Raw genomic sequence first — 25,727 nt, 5'->3', positions numbered from 1 at the left:
CTGTCCGCCCTGGCCGGAAGGCTGTCAGTCATCCATGGAGTTGCGGATGACCAGATCGGACATGCTGGGGCGACGGCGACGCTTCCGCTCCGCCGGTGTCTCACGCACCGCACCACCACGCAGCGTCCGGCGGAACCGGGGCCACCGGGGCTTGACCTCACTGGCCAGCACCCCGGCAACAATGAAGCCCGCCCCGACCAAGGTGGTCATCGTCAGGACATCACCCGTGAACCAGCCTACCAGCCCGCCCCAGATCGGTTCACTGGAATAGATGATGGTCGCCTTGGTCGGCGAGACCGTCTTCTGTGCCCAGTTGAGCACCAGCTGGGTGGCCGCACTCACGATGCCCATCACCAGGGCACAGCCGAGCCACCCCCAGCTGAAGGGCGGAACATGCTCCCCCATCACCGGCATGGCGCAGAAGGCGAACAGCCCCCCCGCCACCAGCTGCACGAAGGCCATGCGGCGGCTGTCCGTCTGGAGGGCGAAAAGCCCGACGCAGATGATCTCGAAAGCGTAGGAGAACGTCCCCAGCAGGGTCAGGCCGTCACCCGTGCTCATGGTCAGGCCGGTCTTCCACGGTTCGGCCAGCAGGATGAGACCGATGAAGGCGAGGAAGATACCGGCAATGCCACTCCTGCTGGGAGCCTTTCGCAGGATGATCCATTGCAGCAGCGGCACCAGCGGCACGTAAAGGGCCGTCAGGAAGGCGGACCGGCTGCTGGTGATGGTCATGAGCCCCACCGTCTGGCAGATGTAGCCGAAGGCCAGTACCACGCCGATCAGCCCGCCACGCCATATCTCGGAGCGCGGAATGCCCTGCATGATGTGCCTGCGCCCGACAAAGCAGATGACGAACAGGGCGGCAATGAGAAAACGGACACCGATGAAGAACAGCGGACCACTCGTCTTCAGTGCCATCTGGATGATGTAATAGGTGCCGCCCCACAGAATCGTGATGATTCCCAGGGCGATCTCCTGCCGTGATGGCAAAGGCAGACGTAACTCGCTCACTCAGCATTCCCCCTGGCTGACGGAAGAGCCGGCACGCCCGGACACAGCAGCCGGACGGCTCCTCTGCTGCTGCTTGCGCCGCAGAAGATTAGCCCGCAGGGCCTGCGCCTCCCGCATCTGGCGTTCCTCCCGTGCCGTCATGGCCGTTCCACCGGTCTTCCTGTTCTGGTCAGGCTTCATGAACCCGCATCCTTCTGTTCCTCATGAAAGCGTGCAAACCCTTCCTTCAGCCCGAGGGAAAGCAGCTCGTCATACACGCCAAGCGTCGCCTGCTGCATGTGCTGCTTGGTGTAGCGGGCAAGGGCATGGGCACGGATTTCGTCCTGCCGCTCTGCCATAAGTTCCGGGGGCACGTCCAGCACTTCCCTCAGGGCACCGGCCAGTGCCCGGTAATCCCCTGCCGGGACGAGCGTGCCGCTCTCACCATGCTGGATGGTTTCCTTCAGCCCTCCACGGGCCGAGCCGATCACCCAGCAGCCCATCATCTGTGCCTCCACCGGCACACGCCCGAAAGGTTCCGGCCTCAGGGACGGTACCGTCACGACATGGGCCAGTCTGTAGGCGGCCGCCATGTCCTTGCAGGGACCGGCAAAACGCAGGCGAGTCGCTATGCCCCGCTCCTCGGCCATCTTGTTCAGCATCTGGGTGTAGCTGTTGTCCTCCCCAGGGCCGACCATCACGCAGACCCAGTCCTGTTCCGGATGACGGGTGGCCAGATAGCCCAGAGCCTCGATCAGACATTCCTGCCCCTTCCAGCGGGTCATCCGCCCGGGCATGAGGATGATGCGGCTTTCCTCCCCGATGCGCCAGCGTTCCAGAAGCCCCTGCATCTGGATGCCCCGCACGGCATCGGGAGAAAAAACCTCGGGGTCGCTGCCACGGGGGATGATGCGCAGGCGGTCATCCCCGACCCTATATTCCTGACGCAGCCGTGCCCCGATATGTTCGGAGACGGCAATGACACGCTGCCCCCGCACCAGGCCAGAATTGTAGAATTTCTTGGGCCAGAAACGGGTCTGATGGTCCCCGTGCCATGTCGTCACCAGCGGCACCCTCTCCCTCCGGCAGGCCACGGAAGCGACAAGGGCCGGATAACGGGACCGGGCATGGACGAGGCTGACCCCTTCCCGCCGGATCAACTCCCGCAGGGCACGCACCCGGCTGAGGAAATAGAGCGGGGAAGCCCGTTTGCGGAACTCCATCTCCACGAACTCGCCACCGACATAACGCAGACGGGCCACGAGGGCCCCGGTCCCTGCCGCCACGAGGGCACGCCCACCCGCCTGGCTGATGGCCTCGGCCATGTCGATCGCTCCACGCTCCAGCCCGCCAACACCAAGGGCCGGTAGAACCTGAAGAATGACCGGTTTCTGCTTCATTACCATTTTTCCGCTATGCCCATACCCACTCAGCTCCCGGTCAACCCGCCGGAATCGTTACGACAGCCCCACCACTGTGACTGGTCGCCGCAAGAGTGCTGAGCACCTGCACCATGGTGAATGCTTCCTTACTGCGGAAATCCGTGTCAGAAATCCAGTACCAGCATTTCTTGTAGAAAACAGAGACATAGTTCTCCTGCGGCACATCCTTGCCAGAATGGATGGCAACTTCAGGACGGCTCTCGATGCCGACCTGCCCGATGGTCGGCGGGGTCCTGCCGGACCGGACATCCTTCTCCGGCACTTCCATCTCGTAGGAGAGCTGGGTCAGCATGGCGAGCATGGACCTCGTGAGAATAGCGATCTGCCCCTGCTTCTTGGGATATGGCCCATAGACGATCTCCGCCTCGGCCGTGTTGGGGTCCAGATGCAGCAGGCGGCGCACCTCCCCCTGGATGGCCTGGAGGTTGCTGTCCGCCGTCGTGGTCAGGACCAGATAGATGTGCTCTGCGGAGCCGCCCGAACCGCCACTGCCCCCGGTGCCACCACTACCCTGACTCCCCCCGGCATTTCCCTGCCTGCCCGCCTTCCCTGCGGAGGGTGAGGCGGACGACGCAGGATCATCCGTGGAGATGCGCACCGTCATGGCCCCGGCCAGCTGAAGCTGACGGAGATCATGCAGCAGAAGATAGAACCGGACCGACCCGCCCCCGAACGGCCCGACACCCCGCACGTTGGACAGGCCGTCGATGGACTGGGCCGTCAGCCGGAGCAGGGTGTCGATCGCCATGCCACCAAGGCTGAGGGGCATGATGGCTGTGGGCGAAATGGGGCGGACCACATTCTCCGCATACTGCTCACCCGTCAGCGGCTGATAGGTGATGGTGGGGTTTTCCGCCTGGGACAGGGTGCCACTGCCGAACAGATAGTTGCTCACGGCGGAGGCCGGATAGCCGTAATAGCCGCCGGAAAAACTGCGGGAAAAATTGTAGCCCGCAATGACCTGCGTCGTGTCGAGAAAGGCCGGTGGCTCGCCATAACGCAGCCGCACGATGTTGAGCAGCATCTCCCGTTTCTGCACCTCTCCCAGCGCACGGGAATAGGCCAGCTGGTCATGCTGGAGATGCGCCGGACCGATGGGCTGGCAGCCTCCCAGCAGCAGGATCATGACGGACAGGAAAAACCGGCACCGCCCCGCACGCCCGGCCGCATGGACAGGCAACAGGAAACGGCCCGGTTCGTGAAACAGGGAGAACAGGCAGGACAGAAGATGGACTCCCATGAAAACAGCCGGTTGCAGAACGTTCCGGAAACATTACCTTAAACGGAAGGCTTCTCCAAAGGGAAACTCCATCCGCTCCCGGGGGAAAATCATGAATCTTTTCCTTTCCCTACCTCTTGAAACCATAATTCTCCCTCCCCAGATCGGAAAACGAGGGTACCGCAGGCCACGCCTGCCCCAGACCTGATAACGTCACAATAGGGTTTCCTCCCGATGCCTTGAGGGGTCGTGGGAAGCCGCTGAAAAGGGACAGATATCCATGGGTAAGATTATTGGTATTGACCTCGGGACGACCAACTCCTGCGTTTCCGTCCGCGAGGGTAACGAGAACAAGGTGATCGAGAACAGCGAGGGTGCCCGCACCACGCCGTCCGTCGTCGCCTTCACCGACAGCGGCGAACGTTTGGTCGGCCAGGCCGCCAAGCGTCAGGCCGTCACCAACCCGACGAACACGCTCTATGCCGTCAAGCGTCTGATCGGCCGCCGCTTCGATGATCCGACCGTCGCCAAGGACCAGAAGACCGTCCCCTACGAGATCGTGAAGGGTGACAACGGCGATGCCTGGGTGCGTGCCCGTGGCGAGAACTACGCCCCCTCCCAGATTTCCGCCTTCGTCCTCGGCAAGATGAAAGAGACGGCAGAGGCCTATCTGGGCGAGAAGGTGACCGAGGCCGTCATCACCGTTCCGGCCTACTTCAACGACGCACAGCGTCAGGCCACCCGTGACGCCGGCCGCATCGCCGGTCTGGACGTCAAGCGCATCATCAACGAGCCGACCGCCGCCGCCCTCGCCTACGGGCTTGAGAAGGGTGATTCCGGCAACGTGGCCGTGTATGACCTTGGTGGTGGTACGTTCGACATCTCCATCCTCGAAATCTCCGACGGCGTGATCGAGGTGAAGTCCACCAACGGTGACACCTTCCTCGGTGGTGAGGACTTCGACAACAAGCTGATCGACTATCTGGCTGACGAGTTCAAGCGTGAGCAGGGTCTGGACCTGCGCACGGACAAGATGGCTCTCCAGCGTCTGAAGGAAGCCGCCGAGAAGGCCAAGATCGAGCTGTCCTCCGCCAAGGAGACGGAAGTCAACCTGCCCTTCATCACGGCTGACGCCTCCGGTCCGAAGCATCTGGTCGTCAAGGTGACCCGTGCGAAGCTGGAAAGCCTCGTTGACGACCTCATCAAGCGGTCTCTGGAACCGTGCCGCAAGGCCCTGAAGGATGCCGACCTGACACCGGCCGACATCAAGGAGGTCATCCTTGTCGGTGGCCAGACCCGCATGCCGAAGGTCGTGGAAAGCGTGAAGGAGTTCTTCGGCAAGGAACCCGCCCGCAACGTGAACCCGGACGAGGTGGTCGCCATCGGTGCCGCCGTGCAGGGTGGCGTGCTCCAGGGTGACGTGAAGGACGTGCTGCTGCTGGACGTGACCCCGCTGTCCCTCGGCATCGAGACGCTGGGTGGTGTCTTCACCCGTCTGATCGACCGCAACACGACGATCCCGACCAAGAAGAGCCAGACCTTCTCCACGGCCGAGGACAACCAGCCTGCCGTGACCATCAAGGTCTTCCAGGGTGAGCGCGAGATGGCTGCGGACAACAAGCTGCTCGGCAACTTCGACCTGACGGGCATCGCTCCGGCTCCCCGTGGCGTGCCGCAGATTGAGGTGACCTTCGACATCGACGCCAACGGCATCGTGAACGTCTCCGCCAAGGACAAGGCCACCGGCAAGGAACAGAACATCTCCATCAAGAGCGATGGTGGCCTCTCCGATGCCGACATCGACCGCATGGTCAAGGAAGCTGAAGAGAACGCCTCTGCCGACAAGGCCCGCCGTGAGCTGGTGGACCTGCGCAACAGCACCGAGGCCATGATCCATCAGACGGAGAAGACCCTCTCCGAAAATGGTGACAAGGTTCCGGCCGCTGACAAGACCGAGGCCGAGGACGCCATCAGGAAGGCCCGTGAGGCTCTGGGTGGCGAGGATGCCGAGGCCATCAAGAAGGCCAGCGAGCATCTGACACAGGTTGCCATGAAGGTCGGTCAGGCCGTCCATCAGGCTGGTGCCTCCGCCGGTGAGGACCATCAGGCCGGTGGCAAGGCTGACGAAGATGTCGTCGACGCCGAGTTCGAAGACGTTGACGACAAGAAAAAGAAATAATCGCTGAAATGGAACGGAGTCCGGCATCCCCATGCCGGACATCCTTCCTGCGGTTGGCGTCTTGTTTCCCTCTCTCTGCGGGGAACAGACGCCCTTTTTACATTGAGGGCCCTGCACCTGCCCCCTGCGCCGGGATACGTCCCGCCTGCCCTGCCCGGGTGTCCGCTCTCCTGCGTGACTGAGGATCACTAATGGCTACACAGATGGATTATTACGAGACACTCAGTGTCTCCCGCTCCGCAAGCGGTGAAGAGATCAAGAAGGCCTACCGCAAGCTGGCCATGCGCTATCATCCCGACCGCAATCCGGATGATGAGGAAGCCGAAAGGAAGTTCAAGGAAGTTAACGCCGCCTATGAGGTGCTGAAGGACGACCAGAAACGGGCCGCCTATGACCGCTTCGGCCATGAGGCCTTCCAGAACGGCATGGGCGGCGGCGGAGGTCCCGGTGGCTTCGGTGGTGGTTTTGGCGGTTTTGATGCTGGCGGTCTGGGCGACATTTTCGAGCAGATGTTCAACATGGGCGGGCGTCGTGGCCGCCAGCAGCGTCAGGCCGAGGACGTGCAGGTCCAGGTCGACATTTCCCTGACGGAAGCCTTCTCCGGCATCAGCAAGGATGTCGAGATCGCCACACGCAAGAGCTGCTCCAGCTGTCAGGGGTCAGGCTCGGCCGACCCCAACGGCAGCAGACAGACCTGCCAGACCTGTCACGGACAGGGGGCCGTGCGGGTGCAGCAGGGCTTCTTCGTGGTGGAGCGGCCCTGCCCGACCTGTAACGGGGCCGGACAGACCGTCAGCAACCCCTGTCGCAGCTGCCACGGCAGCGGCACTGAAGCCGCCAGGGAGACCGTCAGGATCGACATTCCGGCCGGTATTGACGATGGCACCCGCATCCGTGTCCCGGGCAAGGGAGAGGCCGGTGGTGAGGGCGTCCAGCCCGGTGACCTCTACGTTCTGGTCACGGTGGACAGCCACAGCCTCTTCGAACGTGAAGGAGCCAACATCCACTGCCGCGTGCCCCTGCGCATGACACAGGCTGCCCTGGGTGACGAGATTGAGGTCCCGCTGATCGACGGCGGCCGGACGATGGTGAAAATCCCCGCCGGAACGCAGACGGGCGACAATTTCCGCCTGCGTGGCAAGGGATTCTCCGTCCTGCACTCCAAGGCACGGGGCGACATGTACATCCGCATCACCGTGGAGACCCCCAGCCATCTGACCAAACGCCAGCGTGAACTGCTGGAAGAGTTCGAGGCGGAGAACAGCGACCACAGCAAGGGCAGCCCGGAACATGACGGCTTCTTTGCCCGTGTCAAAAAGTTCCTTGATCGATAAAGGACACCGGACATGAGCAGCACATCTCCCCGCATCGGCATCGCCGGAATCACGGGCCGTCTTGGCCGTCTCTGTGCCGAGGAGGCCGGGCCTCTTCTGGCCGGGGGCCTGTCCCGCACGGCGGACCCGGCCCGCAGCATTGTCACCGACGCCGCCGAGCTGGCCGGTCAGTGCGATGTCATCATTGACGTCAGCCATGCCAGCCTCGTTCCCGCCCATGCCCAGGCCTTCGCCGAAGCAGGCTGCGCCTGGGTCCTGGGCACGACGGGACTGGACGGGGAAGCCCAGCAGGCCGTGGAGGAAGCCGCCGGACGGATCGCCGTTCTTCAGGCCGCCAACTTCTCCCCCGCCCTGACCATGCTGCTCTCTCTGGCCCGCCAGCTCGGAGCCGCCCTGCCGGACTACGATGCCGAAATTCTGGAGGTCCACCACCGCCAGAAGCTGGATGCACCTTCCGGCACGGCCCTGGCCATCGGTCGGGCCGTGGCCGCAGGGCGGGATGATGACTTTGAGACCGTCAGACGGCTGGACCAGAACGGGAAGCGGCCCGATGGTACCATCGGCTTTGCCTCCCTGCGGGGCGGGCAGGTTGTCGGGGAACATGACCTGCGCTTCTTCGCCGCCGATGAAGAAATTTCCCTCTCCCACCGTGCGCTGGACCGCCGTGTCTTCGCCCGCGGTGCCCTGAAAGCCGCCCTGTGGCTGGCCGATGACCGCCGCACTCCCGGCCTTTACGGGATGCAGGATGTGCTGGCCACACCCTGACAGATTCAGGACCTGATACGGAGCCTCGGGGGCGGGACAGGAATGGCTGTTCCGCCCTTCTGCATGAGGGCCAACCATGCCGTTTTCCTGCTCCGTCACCCCCGGTCCGGACCATGCCCGGAAGCAGCTTGCTCTTGACCTGAGAGGCATTTTCAGTCAAGCGATAGAACTCTTATTCCTGTCACTTGTGCCTTTCGGGGGGCAGGGGCAGCCTCTTTTCACCACTCATTCCCTGCGAGGTCCCTGAGTGCGCAATCACGGCGATTTTCTTTTCACTTCTGAATCCGTTTCCGAAGGTCATCCCGACAAGGTGGCGGACCGTATCTCCGATACCGTCCTTGATGCTTACCTTGAGGCCGACCCAGAAGCCCGTGTAGCCTGTGAAACGCTGGTTACCACCAACCGTGTCATCCTTGCCGGTGAAGTCCGTGGCCCCAAGGCCGTGGAGGACACCCTGATCGACCGTGCCCGCCAGGCCATCAAGGACATCGGCTACGATCAGGAAGGCTTCTCCTGGAAAAAGGCCGAGATCACCTCCTTCCTCCATGCCCAGTCCGCTGACATTGCCGTCGGCGTGGACAGCGCAGGCGACAAGGATGAAGGAGCCGGTGACCAGGGCATCATGTTCGGTTTCGCTACACGTGAAACAGAAGAGCTGATGCCTGCTCCCCTGTTCTATGCCCAGAACATCCTCGAACGCATCCGGGACTACCGCAAGCAGGGTGATGCCCGTGGTGTCGGCCTGCTGCCGGATGCCAAGAGCCAGGTCACACTGCGCTATGTGGATGGCAAGCCGGTCGGTGCGACCTCCGTCGTCGTCTCCACGCAGCATGTCGAAGGAATGCGCCAGAACACCATCCGCGAGATGGTGCGTGAGACCGTCCGTGAGGTCCTGCCAGAAGGCTGGATGTGCCCGGAACATGAATTCTACGTCAATCCGACGGGCAACTTCGTCATCGGCGGACCGGACGGTGATGCCGGTCTGACGGGCCGCAAGATCATCGTGGACACCTATGGCGGTGCCGCTCCTCACGGTGGCGGGGCTTTCTCCGGCAAGGACCCCACCAAGGTGGACCGGTCCGCCGCCTATGCCGCCCGCTACCTCGCCAAGAACGTGGTGGCTGCCGGTCTGGCCGACCGCTGCACCATCCAGCTCAGCTACGCCATCGGCGTCTCCCGCCCGCTGTCCGTCTATGTCGATCTCGACGGCTCCGGCAAGGATGTGGATGAGGTGCGCCTCGGCTCCCTGCTGAACGAGATGGTGGACCTCTCCCCCCGTGGTATCCGTGAACGCCTGCGTCTGAACCGGCCCATCTACGCCAAGACGTCCGCCTACGGGCATTTCGGCCGTGTTCCGGACCCCGCCCTGGACAACTTCACATGGGAGAACACCGACCTGGCCGAGCAGCTCAAGAGTGCGCTCAACCGCTGAGTCTGTCTCCACGGAGGGGGCTGCCCCCCCTCCACCCTTCAGGCCCCTTCTCCCGACCCGCATGAGATCATGCGTTGAGGGTAGGGGCTTTTTGCCATTTTCAGACTGTGTATCGACCGTTGCCTGACGACATCAAACCCCAGCCCGAACGTCTCTATGGCCGCCAGCGTGGCCATCCTCTCCGCCCACGCCAGCAGCGTCTGCTGGATGAGGCCCTGCCCCGTGTGCATTTCCGCAACATGGCCGACCCGCTGAAGGGCTTCGGAAAGCCGGTTTCAAGGCTCTTTCTGGAAATCGGATTCGGTGGCGGTGAACATGCGTTCGATCAGGCGGCCCGGAACCCCGAGACGGGCTACATCGCCTCGGAGGTGTTCGACAACGGCGTCTGCTCCCTCCTCTCCCGCATCATCCCGGAAGGCGAGGAAGCCACGGCCACCGGTCCCGACAACCTGCGCCTCTGGGCGGAAGATGGCCGCCAGCTGCTGAAGGGCCTGCCTGATGGCTGCCTGGACCGTGCCTATCTCATGTTCCCGGACCCGTGGCCCAAGGCACGTCATGCCAAACGGCGTTTCATCCATCCCGAGAACATCCGGCAGATGGCCCGACTCCTCAGGCCCGGTGCCCACTGGCGTGTGGCCAGCGACCATCCCGTCTATCAGGAGTGGGTCACGGAAGTGATGGGCCAGCAGGACCTCTTCGAGGCTCCGGCCCCCGCACTGGAACGGCCTGAAGGCTGGTCCCCTACCCGCTATGAGGCCAAGGCCTTCCGTGAGGGACGGCAGCCTTTTTACTGGACCTTCACACGGAAAGGGTGAGATACGTCCCCCCAGCTTCATGTTTCAGGCAGCCAGCAGGAGTACGCCATGACGCAGCCACAGAGCGATAACACCGCCATTGAACGGGAAGAAATGGCCTTTGATGTTGTCATCGTGGGTGGAGGGCCTGCCGGACTGACCGCCGCCATCAGGCTGAAACAGAAAAACCCGGACCTCTCCGTCTGCCTGCTGGAAAAGGGAAGCGAGGTCGGTGCCCACATCGTGTCCGGTGCCGTGCTGGAACCCACGACGCTGGCCGAACTCTTCCCGGACTGGAAAGAACGGGGTGCCCCGCTGGACACGCCGGTGAGCAGCGAGAAGCTGCTCTTCCTGACCGAAAAGGCCGCCCTTCCCGTCCCGGCCCTGCATCTGCTCATGCCGCAGATGGACAACCGGGGAAATTACGTCATCTCTCTGGGAGCCTTCTGCCGCTGGCTGGGCGAGCAGGCCGAGGCTCTGGGGGTCGAGATCTATCCCGGTTTCGCCGGGGCCGATCTCTTCATAGAGGATGGCCGGGTCTGCGGTGTCATCACCGGGGACATGGGCGTGAACCGGAAGGGAGAAGAGAAGCCGGACTACATGCCGGGCATGATCCTGCGGGCCAGCCAGACCATTCTGGCCGAAGGTGCCCGTGGCTCCCTGAGCAAGAAGGCCATGAACACCTTCGACCTCCGCAAGGGGGCCGACCCGCAGACCTTCGGCCTCGGCATCAAGGAAGTCTGGGAAATTCCGGCAGAAAAGCACCGCCCCGGCTTCGTGCAGCACAGCTTCGGCTGGCCGCTGGACACACACACCTATGGCGGGGCCTTCCTCTACCATTTCGGGAAGAATCTCGTCTCCTACGGCTTCATCACGGCACTGGATTACCGTAACCCGTGGCTGTCACCGTTCGAGGAAATGCAGCGCACCAAGCAGCACCCGGCCTTCCGGGAGCATTTCGAGGGCGGGCGGCGCATCATCTACGGGGCACGGGCTATCTCCGAAGGGGGCGTGCAGTCCCTGCCCCATCCGGTCTTCCCCGGAGGTGTGCTGACGGGCGACTGCGCCGGCTTCCTCAACATGCCCAAGATCAAGGGCATCCACACCTCCATGAAATCCGGCATCATCGCTGCCGAGGCAGTGATGGAAGCCATCCAGACTGAACAGGCCGAAGCGTCCTCCTACATGGAACGCCTCAAGAGCTCGTGGCTGTGGAAGGAGCTGCACGCCGCCCGCAACATCCGTCCGGCCTTCTCGCACTGGGGGATGCTGGGCGGTGCCCTCTATAGCGGGATCGACAGCATGATCTTCCGTGGGCAGGCCCCGTGGACGCTGCGCCATCGCCATGCCGACAACGAGACGCTGATCCCGGCCGAAAAGGCCCCCAGGATCAGCTACCCCAAAGCGGACGGGAAACTGACCTTCAACCGGGCCGAGTCCGTCTTCCTCAGCAACCTGAGCCATGACGAGGACCAGCCCGTCCATCTCAAGGTGCAGGACATGGCCACATGGAAGAACACCAACCTGGCCCGCTTCGCCGCCCCGGAGAGCCGCTACTGCCCGGCCGGTGTCTATGAGACCAGCGAGACGGATGAGCTTGTCATCAACGCCCAGAACTGCGTGCACTGCAAGAGCTGTGACATCAAGGACCCGGACCAGAACATCAACTGGTGCACACCGGAAGGCAGTAGCGGCCCCAACTATCCTTCCGGGATGTGACTTTTAGGACAAAAGCGGATAGTCTGACTCCTGTTTTACTTTGAGCCGCGACAGCAACAAAGGATGACCATGAAGGTTCTTGTCCCCGTCAAGAGGGTTGTTGATTACAACATCAAGCCGCGTGTCGCGGCTGATGGTAGTGGTGTCGAAACGCAGGGCGTGAAAATGTCCATGAATCCGTTCGACGAGATTGCACTGGAAGAAGCCCTCCGCCTTCGTGAGAAAGGCCAGGCTGACGAGGTGGTTGCTGTCACCATCGGGCCGCAGGTCGCCCAGGATGTGCTGCGCACGGCCATGGCCATGGGTGCCGACCGGGCCATCCTCATCCAGACCGATGCCGAGGTCGAACCCCGTGCCGTCTCCAGCCTTCTCAAGGCCGTCGTGGAGAAGGAGCAGCCCGGCCTTGTCTCCATGGGCAAACAGGCCATTGACGATGACATGAACGCCACCGGCCAGATGCTGGCGGCCCGTCTGGGCTGGCCGCAGGGGACCTTCGCCAGCAGGGTGGAGATTGCCGATGGCAGGGTCGAGGTCGCCCGTGAGGTCGATGGCGGAACGGAGACCGTCTCCCTGAGCCTGCCCGCCGTCATCACGGCGGACCTGCGTCTCAACGAGCCACGCTATGCCTCCCTGCCCAATATCATGAAGGCCCGCAAGAAACCGCTGGAGACGATCGAGGCCGGTTCCCTCGGCGTGGACCTGACGCCTCACCTGAAGATCGTCAGCGTGGCGGAACCGCCGGAACGCAAGGCCGGTATCATTGTGGAAACGGTGGAAGAGCTGGTCCAGAAGCTCAAGACGGAAGCGAAGGTGATCTGATGACCGCACTTGTTCTGATCGAAGTCGAGAACGGCAGGGTCCGTCAGGCCTCCCGTTCTGCCATTGCCGCAGCCTCGCACTTTGGCGACGTTGATGTCCTGCTTCTGGGCGAGGCCCCTGCCGAGGCGGCCAGCAGACTCTCCGGCATTCGCCGGGCGCTGCACGCCCCGAGCCTGAAGCACGCCCTGGCCGAGCAGGCCGCTGCCCTGCTGGCAGGGCTGGCAGGTTCCTACAGCCACATCCTGTCCGCTGCCTCCTCCACGGGCAAGAACATCCTGCCCCGTCTGGCCGGTCTGCTGGATGTGCAGCCGATCTCCGACGTCGTGGCCATCAAGGATGAGTCCACCTTCGTGCGGCCCATCTATGCCGGGAATGCGCTGGCCACCGTGCAGTCCAGCGACAGCGTCAAGATCATGACCATCCGTTCTTCCAGCTTCGACCCCGTGAGTGAGGACGGCAACGAGGCTGCCATCGAGACGCTGGAAACCCCGGCTGACGACGGGAAGAGCCGCTTCGTGAAGCTGGAGCAGAGCCAGTCCGATCGTCCGGAGCTGGAAGTGGCCCGTGTGGTCATCTCCGGTGGCAAGGGCCTCAAGGATGCCAGCAACTTCCACACCCTGCTGGAGCCGGTCGCCGACAGGCTGGGAGCGGCCATCGGAGCCTCCCGTGCCGCCGTCGACTCAGGCTTCGCTCCGAACGAGATGCAGGTCGGCCAGACCGGCAAGGTCGTGGCACCCGAACTCTACATTGCCACCGGTCTCTCAGGAGCCATCCAGCATCTCGCCGGGATGAAGGACAGCCGCGTGATCGTCGCCATCAACATCGACCCTGAAGCCCCGATCTTCAAGGTGGCCGACTATGGCATGGTGGGTGATCTCTTCGAGATCCTTCCGGCTCTGGCCAAGGCCCTCTGACGGATTCAGCCCCAGCGGAAGACCCGTCCCTGCGTCCCGGGGACGGGTTTTTCCATGCCCGGGGGATGGAGCGTAAAAGAAGGCTTCATTTTTCTGTAAAAACAGGCCGATTGCCCCTTGCGCCTTTCCCTCAGTAAGGGTAGGAATGGCCCCAGAAAGTCGGAGTGTAGCTCAGCCTGGTAGAGCACTGTGTTCGGGACGCAGGGGCCGGAGGTTCGAATCCTCTCACTCCGACCATCTTCCCCAGAAAAAGCCGTCACCTTTCAAGGATCGCTCTTCTGAATCCTGACAGACCGTCATGTCCCATGCTCAGGCCCGACAGTGACCCGCTTCATGAAAAGTCCAGTTCCTTCACGAATGATGTGACCCCACGGTTAAAACAAGACTTAATCTTTCATGGGGATAACATCCATCTTCTCATACCCCATCTCACGGGAGACGCTGGACGTTCTCCCCGTCATGGGGGATAGACAGGCCATGCCTTTTGCCATGATGCCAGACATCATGGCGTCTCATGAAGGCATGACCGGTTTTCAGCTTCTCTTCTGCAAGGATCATATCATGACCCGCACGTTCTACTCTCTCATCGCAGCCGCCATGCTGGTCGGTACAGCTGCTCCTGCCGTAGCAGAACCGGGTGGCTGCCTGAAATACGGGGCAGCCGGTGCCGTTGCTGGCCATGTGGCCAACAAGCACGGTGTGATCGGTGCCATCGGTGGCTGTGCCGTCGGCATGTACCAGCGTCACAAATACCGCAAGAGCATCGCCGAGAAGGCCGCCCTGTGGGACAAGGAACACCCCATGCAGGGCAAGCAGAATGCTGGCTCCAGCTGGTGGAACAACCATTCCTCCGCCGCCAACAGCCAGAAGGCCCAGTGGTACGATGCCGAGCATCCGAACGACGGCAGTGCCCCGGCTGCCCACTGACGCCTGACCGCTCCTTCGTGAACAGGAAAACCCGGCCAGAAATGGCCGGGTTTTTTCATGCCAGAAGGAAAGGTTCCCTCAACCTGTCAGAACTGGAACCCTTTCATGGCCTGCCGGGACAGGGTCTCCAGCAGCGTGACGGCCTCCGGCGCATCATTCAGGCAGGGAATGAAGGCGAATTCCTCACCACCCGCTTCCATGAACTCCTCACGCACCTCACGGCCAATTTCATCCAGCGTTTCGATGCAGTCCGCCATGAAACCGGGCATGATGACGGCAATCTTCGTGATCCCCTGTTTCGGCAGGGCCGAGATGTAAGGGGCCGTATAGGGCTGCAACCATTCCATGGGGCCGAAGCGTGACTGAAAGGTCAGCGGAACCTCCTCCTCACTCAGACCCAGAGCCGCCGCCAGAGCTTTCGTCGTACGGACACATTCATCCCGGTAGGAGTCGCCCTTCTCCACGAACTCTTTCGGCAGGCCATGATAGGAGGCCACCAGACGCTGCGGCGCGAAAGACAGTCCCTCATAAACCCGGTTCACGGAAGCCACCAGGGCCTCGATGAACTGTGGATGATCCGGGAAGGAAGGAACCGTCAGCACGGAAGGCTGACGCCGCAGGCGCATCAGGGCACGGAACAGCTGGTCATTGGCCGTTGCGGTCGTCGTGGCGGAATATTGCGGATAGAGCGGAATGCTGACGATACGGTCACAGCCCTGGTCCATCAGCTCCGCCACGGCCTGCTTCACGGAGGGCTGGCCATAGCGCATCCCCCAGGCCACCGGGATTCCATCCGGGGCCAGACGCTCGGCCAGCCCTTCCGCCTGCCTGCGGGTGAAGACACGCAGAGGGGAGGCATTCTCCTCCCTGTCCCAGATGCGGGCATAATTGGCCCCGCTGGACGAAGGCCGACGGGCCAGCACCAGCGTGTTCAGGATCGGCTGCCAGATGAGAGGATGGGCCTCAATCACCCGCCTGTCTGAAAGAAACTCCCTCAGATAGCGGCGGACGGAAAAATACCCCGTATCATCCGGCGTGCCGAGATTGACGAGAAGAACACCAACCCGCCCCCCGGAGGGAACAGGCGTGCGAGGAGGCGTGTAAGTGAAATAAGACATAGCTCATCCACTATGGAGACAGCACCACCTTTTGGGAAGAGGATTTCACTTACACTCTTTTACAGGCCCCACTTATGGAAAGGCTCCGCCAAAAAGGCAGAACCTTTCCAGGAAGTAACGCCTTTTACGCCGGCTCTTCCGGGCGGGCAACCGGCTGCCAGAGCGGCGAGTCCTTGCCGATCAGATGCTGCTCATGCAGGCTCTCGGCGATCTGCACGGCATTGAGGGCCGCCCCCTTGCGGAGATTGTCCGACACGCACCAGAAGGCCAGACCGTTCTCCACGGTCGGGTCGATGCGCAGACGGGACACATAGGTGTCATCCTCACCCACACATTCGATCGGGGTAACGTAACCGCCATCCTCCCGCTCATCCCGCAGCACGACGCCCGGAGCCTTCCGCAGGGCGGCACGGGCCTTTTCCAGATCGACCGGCTTCTCACACTCGATGCTGATGGCCTCGGAATGACCGATGAAGACCGGCACACGCACACAGGTGGCCAGAACCTTGATATCCGGGTCCAGAATCTTACGGGTCTCGACCGCCATCTTCCATTCTTCCTTGGTGGAACCATCCTCCATGAAGCGGTCGATATGCGGGATCAGGTTGAAGGCGATCTGCTTGGTGAACTGGGCAATGGTCGGTGCATCGTTCACGAAGCTGCCCTTCGTCTGGCTGAACAGCTCATCCATGCCGGACTTCCCGGCTCCCGACACGGCCTGATAGGTGGACACCACTACACGCCTGACACGGAACAGGTCATGCAGCGGCTTCAGGGCCACCATCATCTGGGCGGTGGAGCAGTTGGGGTTGGCGATGATGCCCTTGCGGGCCTTCTTCAGGGCGGCGGCATTCACCTCCGGCACCACGAGCGGCACGCCCGGTTCCATGCGGAAATGGGACGTGTTGTCCACGACCAAACACTTCGCTGCCGCAGCCTTGGGAGCGTACTTTGCAGATACCGCCCCACCGGGGGAAAACAGGGCGATGTCCCAGCCCGTGAAATCGAACGTCTCCAGATTCTGGACCTTCAGGACCTTCTTCTCGCCAAAGGACACCTCACGCCCGGCAGACCGGGCGGAGGCCAGTGCCACGATGTCATCCACCGGGAACTGACGTTCCGCCAGCGTCTTCAGAATCTCACGTCCGACAGCCCCTGTCGCTCCAACGACGGCAACCCTGTAACCCATTCTCTCATTCTCCCTCGGGCAGGGTCCAACCCCGCCCCCGTTTCATTCAGAAACCCATCCGGGCCTCATCATAAGGACTGTTCTCTACCCGAAAAAGGGCAGCCTCTTGCAGAAGGCGGACACATGATGGCGCACCAGCTCATACCGGGCACGGCCATCCTGCGCCATGTAGTTGAGCTGGACCGTGTGGCGTGCCCCCACATAGGGGCGGTGACCATGCCATGTGTCCGGCCCGTTCGGAAAAATGACCAGCGTGCCACCAACAGGCGAAATCTCGCTGGCATAGTCCTCCACATCGTCAGGCCCGTTGAGAAAACGCAGGCACCCCCCCTTGTGATCCCAGTCCTTTTCCGGATCATTGAGATAGAGCAGGATGGTCACACGCTTGGAGGCACTGTCCCTGTGTATGCGGCCATCCCTGGCCCGTGTCTGGCCCCGCATGGTCACCATGCTGGGCGCGGAACGGACATCCAGCCCGAATTTTTCAGAGACGATCTCCTTCAGCCGAGGCCCGGCGAAATCCTCCATCATGGCCTTCAGCTCGGGATGGAGCTTCAGCGCACCGATGGGGAAAGACCCGCCCGCCCGTATCTCCGGCAGCAGGGACACGGCCCGGGCCAGCGACGGCCCCGCAAGGAAATCCGGCACCACAATGTGCGGACACGGCACCCGGCTGACCACGGCCTGCCTGACGGCCTCGTAATTGATGGAAATCGTACTCATGGTGGCCGTCACGCTACCCCCCTCCGGCAGGGCAGGCAAGCCGTCCCGGCCCGTCTGACGACAAGGTGAGGGAAGATTTTGCCTTCCCGGCACGATCGGTTAAAAATACGCCCCCAGCGAGGAAGAAGGAAAGATGCCATCATGACAGGCTCACCGAACCACCAGAATGCGATCAATGGCGAGAACATCGCCTATCTCGGTGAGCTGTACACCCAGTGGCTGGAGGACCCGGCCTCCGTCCCTTCCGACTATGACACGCTGTTCGCCACCATGGGCGACCCGGCCAGACATGAGACAGACCCACATGCCACGGTCCCGGACGTCAGCCTGCGGGATGAACGGCTGAAGGAGGCCTTCCGCCTCTGCGGGCATCTCCAGGCGGAGCTGGACCCGCTGGGCCTGCGCCCTGCCCGCCAGATCGACGCCCTCACCCCCGACAGCCGGACGGACCCCGCCCTGCTGGCCCGCCTGAAACGGGCCTATTGCGGACCGATCGGGGCGGAGTTCATGCATCTTCAGGACAGCCAGCAGCGGCAGTGGTGGATCGACCGTCTGGAAGAAAAACCGGCCACCGCCCTGCCCCTTTCGCAGGAGCGCATCCTGAGCCTGCTCACCCGTGCCGAAGGCTTCGAGACCTTCTGCCAGCAGCGTTTCACCGGGATGCGCCGTTTCGGCCTTGAAGGCGGGGAGAGCCTCATCGTCGCCCTTCAGGCCCTGCTGAATGAGGCGGCACGGGACGGCGTGCGCTCCATCTCGCTCGGGATGCCCCATCGGGGGCGGCTGAACGTCATGGCCAACATCCTGCGCAAGCCTTATGCCGCCATCTTCAGCGAATTCGCAGGCAAGGCCTTCTACCCGGAAGGCATCCGGGTCTCCGGGGACGTGAAGTACCATCTGGGCACCACGACCACCATCCGGCAGGGCCGCCACGAAATCCGCATCTCCCTCCTCCCCAACCCGTCCCATCTGGAGGCGGTGGACCCGGTCGTGCTGGGCCGTGTCCGGGCCGACCAGGACAGGGACAGGGATGAGGACCGCCAGAAACATCTGGGAATTCTCGTCCACGGAGACGCCGCTTTCGCCGGGCAGGGCGTGGTGTATGAGACGCTCCAGCTGTCCCGGCTGGAAGGATACCGTACCGGCGGCACGGTGCATCTCATCATCAACAATCAGGTGGGCTTCACCACCAGCCCGGACTCGGCCCATTCCGGCATCTGGAACACCGACATCGCCAAGACCGTGCAGGCCCCCATCCTGCACGTGAATGGCGACAACCCCGAGGCCGTGGCCCGCTGTGCCGCCCTTGCCCATGAATGGCGGAAGACCTTTGCCAGCGACATCGTGGTGGACATCATCAGCTACCGCCGCCACGGCCATAACGAGACGGACGACCCCGCCTTCACGCAGCCTGCGATGGTGCAGACCATCAGCCAGCACCCGACACTCCGCCGCCTCTATGCCGAGAAGGTCCTGGCCGAGACGGACATCCACCCTGCCGAGGTGGACGCCCTGTGGGATGATGTGCAGGCCCAGCTCCATCAGGCCTTCGAGGACGCCGACACCTACCAGCCGGACCCGACCGACTGGCTGGATTACAGCCCGCAGGACCCCACCCGCCTGCTGGACACGCCCGAACGCATCCAGCCCATGACGGGCGTGCCCCTACCCCGGCTCCAGCAGGTTGGGGAAGCGATGACGGCCATTCCGGCAGATTTCACCGTCCATCCCCGTCTGGCCCGGCAGCTTCGGGCAAAGCAGGCCACGCTGGCCGCAGGCGGCCCGGTGGACTGGGCCACGGCGGAGGCCCTCGCCTTTGGCACGCTGGCCCTTGATGGCCACGCCATACGCCTCTCCGGGCAGGATTGCGGCCGGGGAACCTTCAGCCAGCGTCATGCCGTGCTGACGGACCAGCATACGGGTCATCACTACACACCACTGGCCCACATCGCCCCCCGGCAGGCCCCCGTGAACGTGTGGAACTCTCCCCTCTCCGAATATGGCGTGATGGGGTTCGAGTATGGCTATTCTCTGGGCAACCCGGATGCGCTGGTGCTGTGGGAAGGCCAGTTTGGCGACTTCGCCAACGGGGCGCAGATCATCATCGACCAGTTCCTTGCAGCCGGAGAGACGAAATGGCTGCGGACATCCGGCCTGACCCTGCTCCTGCCCCACGGCTATGAGGGAGCCGGGCCGGAACATTCCTCTGCCCGGCCGGAACGCTTCCTTCAACTCTGTGCCGAGAACAACATGAGGGTCTGCATGCCCTCCAGCCCGGCGAGCTTCTTCCATCTGCTCCGGCGGCAGATCGCCCGCCGCTGCCGCAAGCCGCTGGTCGTCTTCAGCCCCAAATCTCTCCTGCGGCACAAGCAGGCCGTCTCCCTGCTCAGCGAGATGGGACCGCAGACACGCTTTGCGCCCGTCATTGCCGATGCCACCTGCGCCGGTGGCGCAAGACGGGTCATCCTGTGCAGTGGCAAGGTCTATTACGACCTCCTCCAGCAGAGGGAAGACGCCGGACTGAAACACTGCGCCATCATCCGGCTGGAGCAGCTCTACCCCTTCCCCCATCATGCCCTGGCCGAAGAGCTGGGTCATCACCCCCAGGCAGAAGACGTCATCTGGTGTCAGGAAGAGCCGGAAAATGGCGGGGCCTGGCAGTTCGTGGACCGGCGCATCGAAGCCTGCCTGCGGGAGATCGGCCATGCCTGCACCCGCCCGCATTATGCCGGGCGCAAGGCCTCCGCCTCACCCGCCACCGGGCTGCCCGGCATCCACCAGGCCGAGCAGGAAACGCTCGTCCGGCAGGCCCTGGGTCTGGAAGCCGCCTCCCCATCCATCGACTGATCCTTCATTCAAGACGTAAAGACACACATCATGCCAGTAAACAAACCCATCACCAGCCAGCTCAATTCCCTTCGCACCGGACCGGATGAACGGGGGCATTTCGGAATCCACGGCGGGCGTTTCGTGGCCGAAACCCTCATGCCCCTGATGCTGGAACTGGAAAAAGCCTACAACCACGTCAAGACTGACCCGCAGTTTCAGGAAGAGCTGGATTATTACCTCCGCCACTATGTGGGCCGCCCCAGCCCGCTCTGGCACGCCAGACGGCTGAGCGAGACGCTCGGCGGGGCGCAGATCTACCTCAAGCGGGAAGAGCTGAACCACACGGGCTCCCACAAGCTGAACAACGTGATGGGCCAGATTCTTCTGGCCCGCCGCATGGGCAAGACCCGCATCGTGGCCGAGACCGGGGCCGGACAGCACGGCGTGGCCACGGCCACCGTCTGTGCCCTCTTCGGGCTGGACTGCGAAATCTACATGGGGGCCACCGATGTGGAGCGGCAGAAGCCCAACGTCTTCCGCATGCACCTGCTGGGGGCCAAGGTCCATCCCGTCACGGCGGGAGCCGGCACACTGAAGGATGCCATGAACGAGGCCATGCGGGACTGGGTGGCCAATGTGGAGAACACCTACTTCCTTGTCGGCACGGTGGCGGGGCCACATCCTTACCCAGCCATGGTGCGGGACTTCCAGTCCGTCATCGGGACGGAAGCCCGTGAGCAGATACAGGAACAGACAGGCCGCCTGCCGGATGCCGTCATCGCCGCCATCGGGGGCGGGTCCAACGCCATGGGGATTTTTCATCCCTTCCTTGATGATGCCGATGTGCCTCTTTACGGCGTCGAGGCCGCCGGGCTGGGGCTGGACAGCGGCAAGACGGCAGCGTCCATCGCCCGTGGCAGGCCCGGCGTCCTGCATGGCAACCGCACCTACCTGCTACAGGACGAACACGGACAGATCACGGAGGCCCACTCCATCAGTGCGGGGCTGGACTATCCCGGCATCGGGCCGGAACATTCATGGCTCAAGGATATTGGCCGGGTGAACTACGTCAGCGCCACGGACGATCAGGCCCTCGACGCCTTCCAGACCCTCACGAGGCTGGAGGGCATCATCCCGGCACTCGAAAGTGCCCATGCCGTGGCCCATGCCATCGTCATGGCCTCGACCATGACCAGAGACCAGACCATCATCGTCAACCTGTCCGGCCGGGGTGACAAGGACGTGCCCACCGTTGCGGCCCATCTGGGCGTGAAACTGTAAGGAGAGCCACCATGAGCCGCATCAAGACCTGTTTCGACCGCCTGAAAAAAGAGGGCCGGGGTGCCCTGCTGCCCTATCTGGAAGCCTTCGACCCGGACCGGGAGACATCCCTGGCCCTGCTGCGCCAGATGCCCGAAGCCGGGGCCGATCTCATCGAGGTCGGCGTGCCCTTCTCCGACCCCTCCGCCGATGGCCCGACCATCCAGCTTGCCGCCCGGCGTGGCCTGAAAGCCGGGGCCACCCTGAAGGGAACGCTGGAACTCATCCAGGACTTCCGCAGGGAAAATGACCATACGCCGATCATCCTGATGGGCTATTACAACCCGATCGACAGCTACGGTGTGGAGCGATTCTGCAAGGATGCCCGCTCCGCCGGTGTAGACGGGCTGATCGTGGTGGACCTGCCACCTGAGGAATCCGAGGAGCTGGCCCCCCACGCCAGAGCGGAAGGGCTGGACATGATCACCCTGACCGCCCCCACAACCCCGGATGACCGGCTGAAGACCATCCTCAGGAAGGCCAGCGGATTCGTCTATCATGTGAGCATCACGGGCATCACGGGCACACGCAGTGCCACGGAAGAGCAGCTGAAAGCCGCCATGACCCGCCTGCGGGCCGCCACGGACCTTCCCGTCGTGGCCGGTTTTGGCATCAGCACGCCGGAGCAGGCCCGCACGGCCTCCCGCATCAGCGACGGGGCCGTCGTGGCATCTGCCATCATCAAGGAGATGGCCGCCACCTATGATGAACACGGCCACGCCACGGCCAGAAGCATCCCCACGGCACTGGAGAAAATCCGCTCCCTTGCCAGGGCGGTGCGAAGCTGAAACCGGGCAAAAGAAAACCCCCGGCCCTGTGGCCGGGGGTTCTCACCCGATTACCTATCCCTCTACGGGGACCGTGCCGATGAAGGCTTACTTCTTCAGCCAGCGGCCGATGGCGCAGAGACCAGCAAGGGCAGCCACGATGACGCCGCCCCACAGCAGGGTCTGGCCGACACACTGGCAGCGGCTCTTGGAGTTCAGCCCCTTGCCGATGGAATCGACGGCTGACTGAGCGTGCTTGGCGCACTGACCAGCCTTCTCCTTCAGCTCGTCCGTGTTGACGTACTTCTCAGCCTTGGCCTTCAGTTCATCCGTGTTGAGGACACTCTCAGCCTTGGCTTTCAGCCCGTCGGTATCGACGAACTTCTCGGCCTTTGCTTTCAGCTCGTCCGGGTTGATGGCCTCTTCAGCCTTGGACTTGAGCTTATCAATGTTGACAGCGTCTGCCATGATATCCTCCCTAGACCTGCCCGCCGCCGTCATTTCAATTAAGACAGTCAGTCCGGCAGGCCGAATCTTGTGTTTCCATCAGAAAAATACTGACTGACGGTAAACATAACACTGATTATTTGGCCGATCAGCAAATTTCCTTCATGGGAGAGTCCCTTTCTCTGCATATGTCGGCCCTTTTTATAGTCCCGGAGCACAGTTTTCTGTCTCCGTAACCTCGGCGGGATGCTATTTTCTTCCTGCATCACGTTACAGACACCACCATGGAAAGACGACCATGCCTGCCACGCCATCATCCCAGACCTTCCCCATTGACGGGATGAGCTGCGCCTCCTGCTCCGCCCGGGTGGAAAAAGCCCTGCTGGCCGTCCCGGGGGTGGAGACGGCCAGCGTCAGTCTGGCCACCGGCACGGCCCATGTCACAGGAACGGCATCCCATGCCGCCCTCGTCACCGCCGTGGAGCAGACAGGCTTCAGCGTTCTCCCGTCTCCCGTCCAGCTCCGCATTGACGGGATGAGCTGCGCCTCCTGCTCCACCCGGGTGGAAAAGACCCTTCAGGACGTCATGGGCGTCAGGACCGCCAGCGTCAGTCTGGCAACCGGCACGGCCCACGTCACGGGCACGGCCGCCCATCAGACCCTCATCGAGGCCATTGAACGGATCGGCTTTGCGGCAACCCTGCTGGAGCAGGAGAACGGGCCGGAGGCCATGCGGGACCGTCAGGAGCGTCTCAGGCAGAGCATGAGCCTCCAGTGGCGTGACCTGAAAATCGCCGCCCTGCTCTGGTTCATCATCATGCTGATGACAATGGGACACGGGCTTGGCCTTGTTCCTCCCCGGCTACAGCCCTTCATCCAGTGGGGCTGCGCCAGCGTGGCCCTCCTGGGGCCGGGACGCCGCTTCTTCCGGAACGGGATTCCGACCCTGCTGCGTAGTGCCCCCAACATGAATTCCCTCGTCGCCCTCGGTACCGGGGCGGCCTATCTCTATTCCAGCCTCGCCGTCTTTTTCCCCTCCCTGCTGCCTGAAGGCACACGGAACCTCTATTTCGACACGGTTCTGGGCATCCTCACGCTGGTCCTTCTGGGCCGCCTGATGGAAGCCCGGGCGAAGGGACGGACCTCCACGGCACTGGAAAAGCTGGTCCATCTACAGCCCCAGAAGGCGCATCTCCTCACCGGAGACGGAGACCGGATCGTGCCGGTTTCTGACGTGAAGCCAGGGGACACCCTGCTCGTCCGCCCCGGCGAGCGGGTTCCTCTGGATGGCCTGATCCTGGAAGGGGAAAGCCATCTGGATGAATCCCTGCTGACAGGCGAACCCCTGCCCGTCCGGCGCATGACAGGCGATACGGTCATCGGTGGCACAATCAATCAGGAAGGTGTGCTGACCATCCGGGCCACGGCCACCGGGGCCGACACCATGCTGGCCCGCATCGTCAGCATGGTGGCCCAGGCCCAGGGCAGCAAGCTGCCCATCCAGTCCCTCGTGGACAGGGTGACGCTCTGGTTCGTTCCCACCATCATCCTGCTGGCCGTGCTGACCTTCATCCTCTGGCTGTGGCTGGGACCGGCCCCCTCACTGGGCCACGCGGTCGTCAATGCCATTGCGGTGCTGATCGCCGCCTGCCCCTGTGCCATGGGCCTCGCCACGCCGACGGCCATCATGGTCGGCACCGGCACGGCCGCTGAAATGGGCCTGCTCTTCCGCCGGGGGGAGGTGCTCCAGACACTGGAAAAGACACGCCTTGTCGCCTTCGACAAGACGGGCACCATGACCTGTGGCCAGCCCCGCCTGACGGATTTCTTCCTGCTGGACGGCACGACCTGTCCCGACCCTGACATGGCCGAGAACCACCTGCTGGCCCTTGCCGCCGCCACGGAGAGACAGTCCGACCATCCCGTCGCCCGGGCCATCATCAGAGCTGCGGAAGACCGGGACCTGCCAGCCGTCCGGACAGGCCATGCCCGCATCATTGCCGGGCTGGGCATCGAGGCGCAGGATGATGAAGGACACGACATCAACATCGGCAGCCACGCCTACATGAAGACGCTGGGCCTGTACAATGCGGAAGCCAACCGGCTGGCCGGGGCCTTCAGCCAGAAAGGCACCTCTCCACTTTTCATGGCCCACAGAGGGAAGCTCGTGGCCCTCATGGGCATTGCCGACCCCATCCGTCCGTCCGCCGTCAGGGCCGTTGCCGCCCTTAGGGCACAGAACATCCATACGGCCATGATTACCGGTGACATCGAGACCACGGCACGCCACATCGCCAACCTGGCAGGCATTGAAAAGGTCATCGCCCACGTCATGCCGCATGAGAAAAGCCAGGCCGTGGAGACCCTGCGGGAGGAGCACGGCTCCGTGGCCTTCGTCGGGGACGGCATCAACGACGCTCCGGCCCTGGCCCGGGCCGACACGGGGCTGGCCGTCAGCCACGGCACGGACATCGCCATAGAGGCGGCCGATCTCGTCCTGACGGGAGAGAACCTGATGGGCGTACCCAATGCCATCGCCCTCTCCCGGGCCACCATGACCATCATCCGGCAGAACCTCTTCTGGGCCTTCGCCTACAACATCGTGCTGATCCCGGTGGCGGCCGGCCTGCTCTATCCCTTCACGGGGACACTGCTGTCTCCCGCACTGGCCGCAGGGGCCATGGCCCTCTCCAGCGTCTTCGTGCTGAGCAATACCCTCAGGCTGCGGCGGCTCCGGAACGTCGTGGAAACGGAGACGGCCACGGCCTCATAACATCCAGCCGGAGGAGGCAGGCCGGTC

Annotated in this window: 21 protein-coding genes and 1 tRNA gene; 14 read left to right on the top strand and 8 right to left on the bottom strand. The window is 63.1% G+C overall.

Going from position 1 to position 25,727, the window contains the following annotated elements; all coding sequences use genetic code 11:
• Nucleotides 1-24 precede the first annotated feature (24 nt).
• From CPA56_RS08575 to CPA56_RS08560, 4 genes are read right to left on the bottom strand one after another with little or no spacing between them, the layout of a single operon-like run.
• Nucleotides 25-1,014: a DMT family transporter gene (locus CPA56_RS08575; protein ID WP_326831321.1), complete on the bottom strand. Its 990-nt coding sequence runs from the start codon at nucleotides 1,012-1,014 to the stop codon at nucleotides 25-27.
• Complete coding sequence (locus tag CPA56_RS08570) at nucleotides 1,015-1,194, bottom strand: hypothetical protein (protein ID WP_182041587.1); 180 nt, start codon at nucleotides 1,192-1,194, stop codon at nucleotides 1,015-1,017.
• On the bottom strand, nucleotides 1,191-2,393 hold the full coding sequence (locus tag CPA56_RS08565) for a glycosyltransferase family 4 protein (protein WP_182041586.1): 1,203 nt from the start codon (nucleotides 2,391-2,393) through the stop codon (nucleotides 1,191-1,193). The genes CPA56_RS08570 and CPA56_RS08565 overlap by 4 nt, the downstream gene beginning before the upstream one ends.
• A 40-nt stretch (nucleotides 2,394-2,433) precedes the next feature.
• Nucleotides 2,434-3,459, bottom strand: a complete 1,026-nt coding sequence (locus tag CPA56_RS08560; protein WP_407645675.1) for a hypothetical protein — start codon at nucleotides 3,457-3,459, stop codon at nucleotides 2,434-2,436.
• 475 nt (nucleotides 3,460-3,934) lie between these two features.
• On the opposite strand from CPA56_RS08560, the gene dnaK reads away from it, so the two are divergent.
• The 10 genes from dnaK (at nucleotide 3,935) to CPA56_RS08510 (ending at nucleotide 14,537) form a co-directional block, all read left to right on the top strand.
• A complete protein-coding gene (gene dnaK / locus CPA56_RS08555) occupies nucleotides 3,935-5,833 on the top strand; it encodes a molecular chaperone DnaK (RefSeq protein WP_182041585.1) in 1,899 nt (632 codons plus the stop codon).
• A 191-nt stretch (nucleotides 5,834-6,024) separates the two neighbouring features.
• On the top strand, nucleotides 6,025-7,167 hold the full coding sequence (gene dnaJ, locus CPA56_RS08550; RefSeq protein ID WP_182041584.1) for a molecular chaperone DnaJ: 1,143 nt from the start codon (nucleotides 6,025-6,027) through the stop codon (nucleotides 7,165-7,167).
• A 12-nt stretch (nucleotides 7,168-7,179) separates the two neighbouring features.
• Entirely contained in the window at nucleotides 7,180-7,932 is a 753-nt protein-coding gene (gene dapB, locus CPA56_RS08545; protein ID WP_182041583.1) for a 4-hydroxy-tetrahydrodipicolinate reductase, read from the top strand.
• 247 nt (nucleotides 7,933-8,179) lie between these two features.
• Complete coding sequence (gene metK / locus CPA56_RS08540) at nucleotides 8,180-9,364, top strand: methionine adenosyltransferase (RefSeq protein ID WP_182041582.1); 1,185 nt, start codon at nucleotides 8,180-8,182, stop codon at nucleotides 9,362-9,364.
• A 119-nt stretch (nucleotides 9,365-9,483) separates the two neighbouring features.
• Nucleotides 9,484-10,179: a tRNA (guanine(46)-N(7))-methyltransferase TrmB gene (gene trmB / locus CPA56_RS08535; RefSeq protein WP_182041581.1), complete on the top strand. Its 696-nt coding sequence runs from the start codon at nucleotides 9,484-9,486 to the stop codon at nucleotides 10,177-10,179.
• Between the two features lie 48 nt (nucleotides 10,180-10,227).
• A complete protein-coding gene (locus tag CPA56_RS08530) occupies nucleotides 10,228-11,877 on the top strand; it encodes an electron transfer flavoprotein-ubiquinone oxidoreductase (protein ID WP_229707561.1) in 1,650 nt (549 codons plus the stop codon).
• Between the two features lie 69 nt (nucleotides 11,878-11,946).
• Nucleotides 11,947-12,696 (top strand): electron transfer flavoprotein subunit beta/FixA family protein, encoded by a 750-nt coding sequence (locus CPA56_RS08525; protein ID WP_182041580.1) that lies wholly within the window; start codon nucleotides 11,947-11,949, stop codon nucleotides 12,694-12,696.
• Entirely contained in the window at nucleotides 12,696-13,610 is a 915-nt protein-coding gene (locus CPA56_RS08520) for an FAD-binding protein (protein ID WP_182041579.1), read from the top strand. Before CPA56_RS08525 ends, CPA56_RS08520 begins: the two co-directional genes overlap by 1 nt.
• A 160-nt stretch (nucleotides 13,611-13,770) precedes the next feature.
• Nucleotides 13,771-13,847 (top strand) — tRNA-Pro (locus tag CPA56_RS08515).
• A gap of 324 nt (nucleotides 13,848-14,171) precedes the next feature.
• Nucleotides 14,172-14,537 (top strand): hypothetical protein, encoded by a 366-nt coding sequence (locus tag CPA56_RS08510; protein WP_182041635.1) that lies wholly within the window; start codon nucleotides 14,172-14,174, stop codon nucleotides 14,535-14,537.
• A gap of 86 nt (nucleotides 14,538-14,623) precedes the next feature.
• Here CPA56_RS08510 and hemH read toward each other — a convergent pair whose 3' ends face one another.
• The 3 genes from hemH to CPA56_RS08495 all read right to left on the bottom strand — a co-directional run bounded on the left by hemH (nucleotide 14,624) and on the right by CPA56_RS08495 (nucleotide 17,567).
• Entirely contained in the window at nucleotides 14,624-15,655 is a 1,032-nt protein-coding gene (gene hemH / locus CPA56_RS08505) for a ferrochelatase (RefSeq protein ID WP_182041578.1), read from the bottom strand.
• 124 nt (nucleotides 15,656-15,779) lie between these two features.
• Nucleotides 15,780-16,844 carry an aspartate-semialdehyde dehydrogenase gene (locus CPA56_RS08500; protein WP_182041577.1) on the bottom strand — a complete coding sequence of 355 codons (1,065 nt, stop codon included), beginning with the start codon at nucleotides 16,842-16,844 and terminating at the stop codon, nucleotides 15,780-15,782.
• Between the two features lie 84 nt (nucleotides 16,845-16,928).
• Nucleotides 16,929-17,567 (bottom strand): 2OG-Fe(II) oxygenase, encoded by a 639-nt coding sequence (locus tag CPA56_RS08495; protein ID WP_182041576.1) that lies wholly within the window; start codon nucleotides 17,565-17,567, stop codon nucleotides 16,929-16,931.
• A 141-nt stretch (nucleotides 17,568-17,708) separates the two neighbouring features.
• On the opposite strand from CPA56_RS08495, the gene CPA56_RS08490 reads away from it, so the two are divergent.
• From CPA56_RS08490 to trpA, 3 genes are read left to right on the top strand one after another with little or no spacing between them, the layout of a single operon-like run.
• Complete coding sequence (locus tag CPA56_RS08490) at nucleotides 17,709-20,411, top strand: 2-oxoglutarate dehydrogenase E1 component (protein ID WP_182041575.1); 2,703 nt, start codon at nucleotides 17,709-17,711, stop codon at nucleotides 20,409-20,411.
• A 30-nt stretch (nucleotides 20,412-20,441) separates the two neighbouring features.
• Nucleotides 20,442-21,674, top strand: a complete 1,233-nt coding sequence (gene trpB / locus CPA56_RS08485; RefSeq protein ID WP_182041574.1) for a tryptophan synthase subunit beta — start codon at nucleotides 20,442-20,444, stop codon at nucleotides 21,672-21,674.
• Nucleotides 21,675-21,685: 11 nt separating this feature from the next.
• On the top strand, nucleotides 21,686-22,501 hold the full coding sequence (trpA, locus tag CPA56_RS08480) for a tryptophan synthase subunit alpha (protein WP_182041573.1): 816 nt from the start codon (nucleotides 21,686-21,688) through the stop codon (nucleotides 22,499-22,501).
• A gap of 87 nt (nucleotides 22,502-22,588) precedes the next feature.
• Here the strand turns inward: trpA and CPA56_RS08475 are convergent, their stop codons facing one another.
• The gene (locus CPA56_RS08475; protein ID WP_182041572.1) at nucleotides 22,589-22,948 is read right to left on the bottom strand and encodes a hypothetical protein; all 360 of its coding nucleotides are present in this window, start codon (nucleotides 22,946-22,948) and stop codon (nucleotides 22,589-22,591) included.
• Nucleotides 22,949-23,225: 277 nt separating this feature from the next.
• Between CPA56_RS08475 and CPA56_RS08470 the strand changes: the two genes are divergently transcribed.
• The gene (locus CPA56_RS08470; RefSeq protein WP_182041571.1) at nucleotides 23,226-25,700 is read left to right on the top strand and encodes a heavy metal translocating P-type ATPase; all 2,475 of its coding nucleotides are present in this window, start codon (nucleotides 23,226-23,228) and stop codon (nucleotides 25,698-25,700) included.
• Nucleotides 25,701-25,727 lie beyond the last annotated feature (27 nt).

The sequence above is a fragment of the Bombella mellum genome (assembly GCF_014048465.1).
Classification (GTDB): Bacteria; Pseudomonadota; Alphaproteobacteria; order Acetobacterales; family Acetobacteraceae; genus Bombella; species Bombella mellum.
Note: the sequence above shows the minus strand (reverse complement) of the source record. Positions and strands in the feature narration are given on the sequence as shown.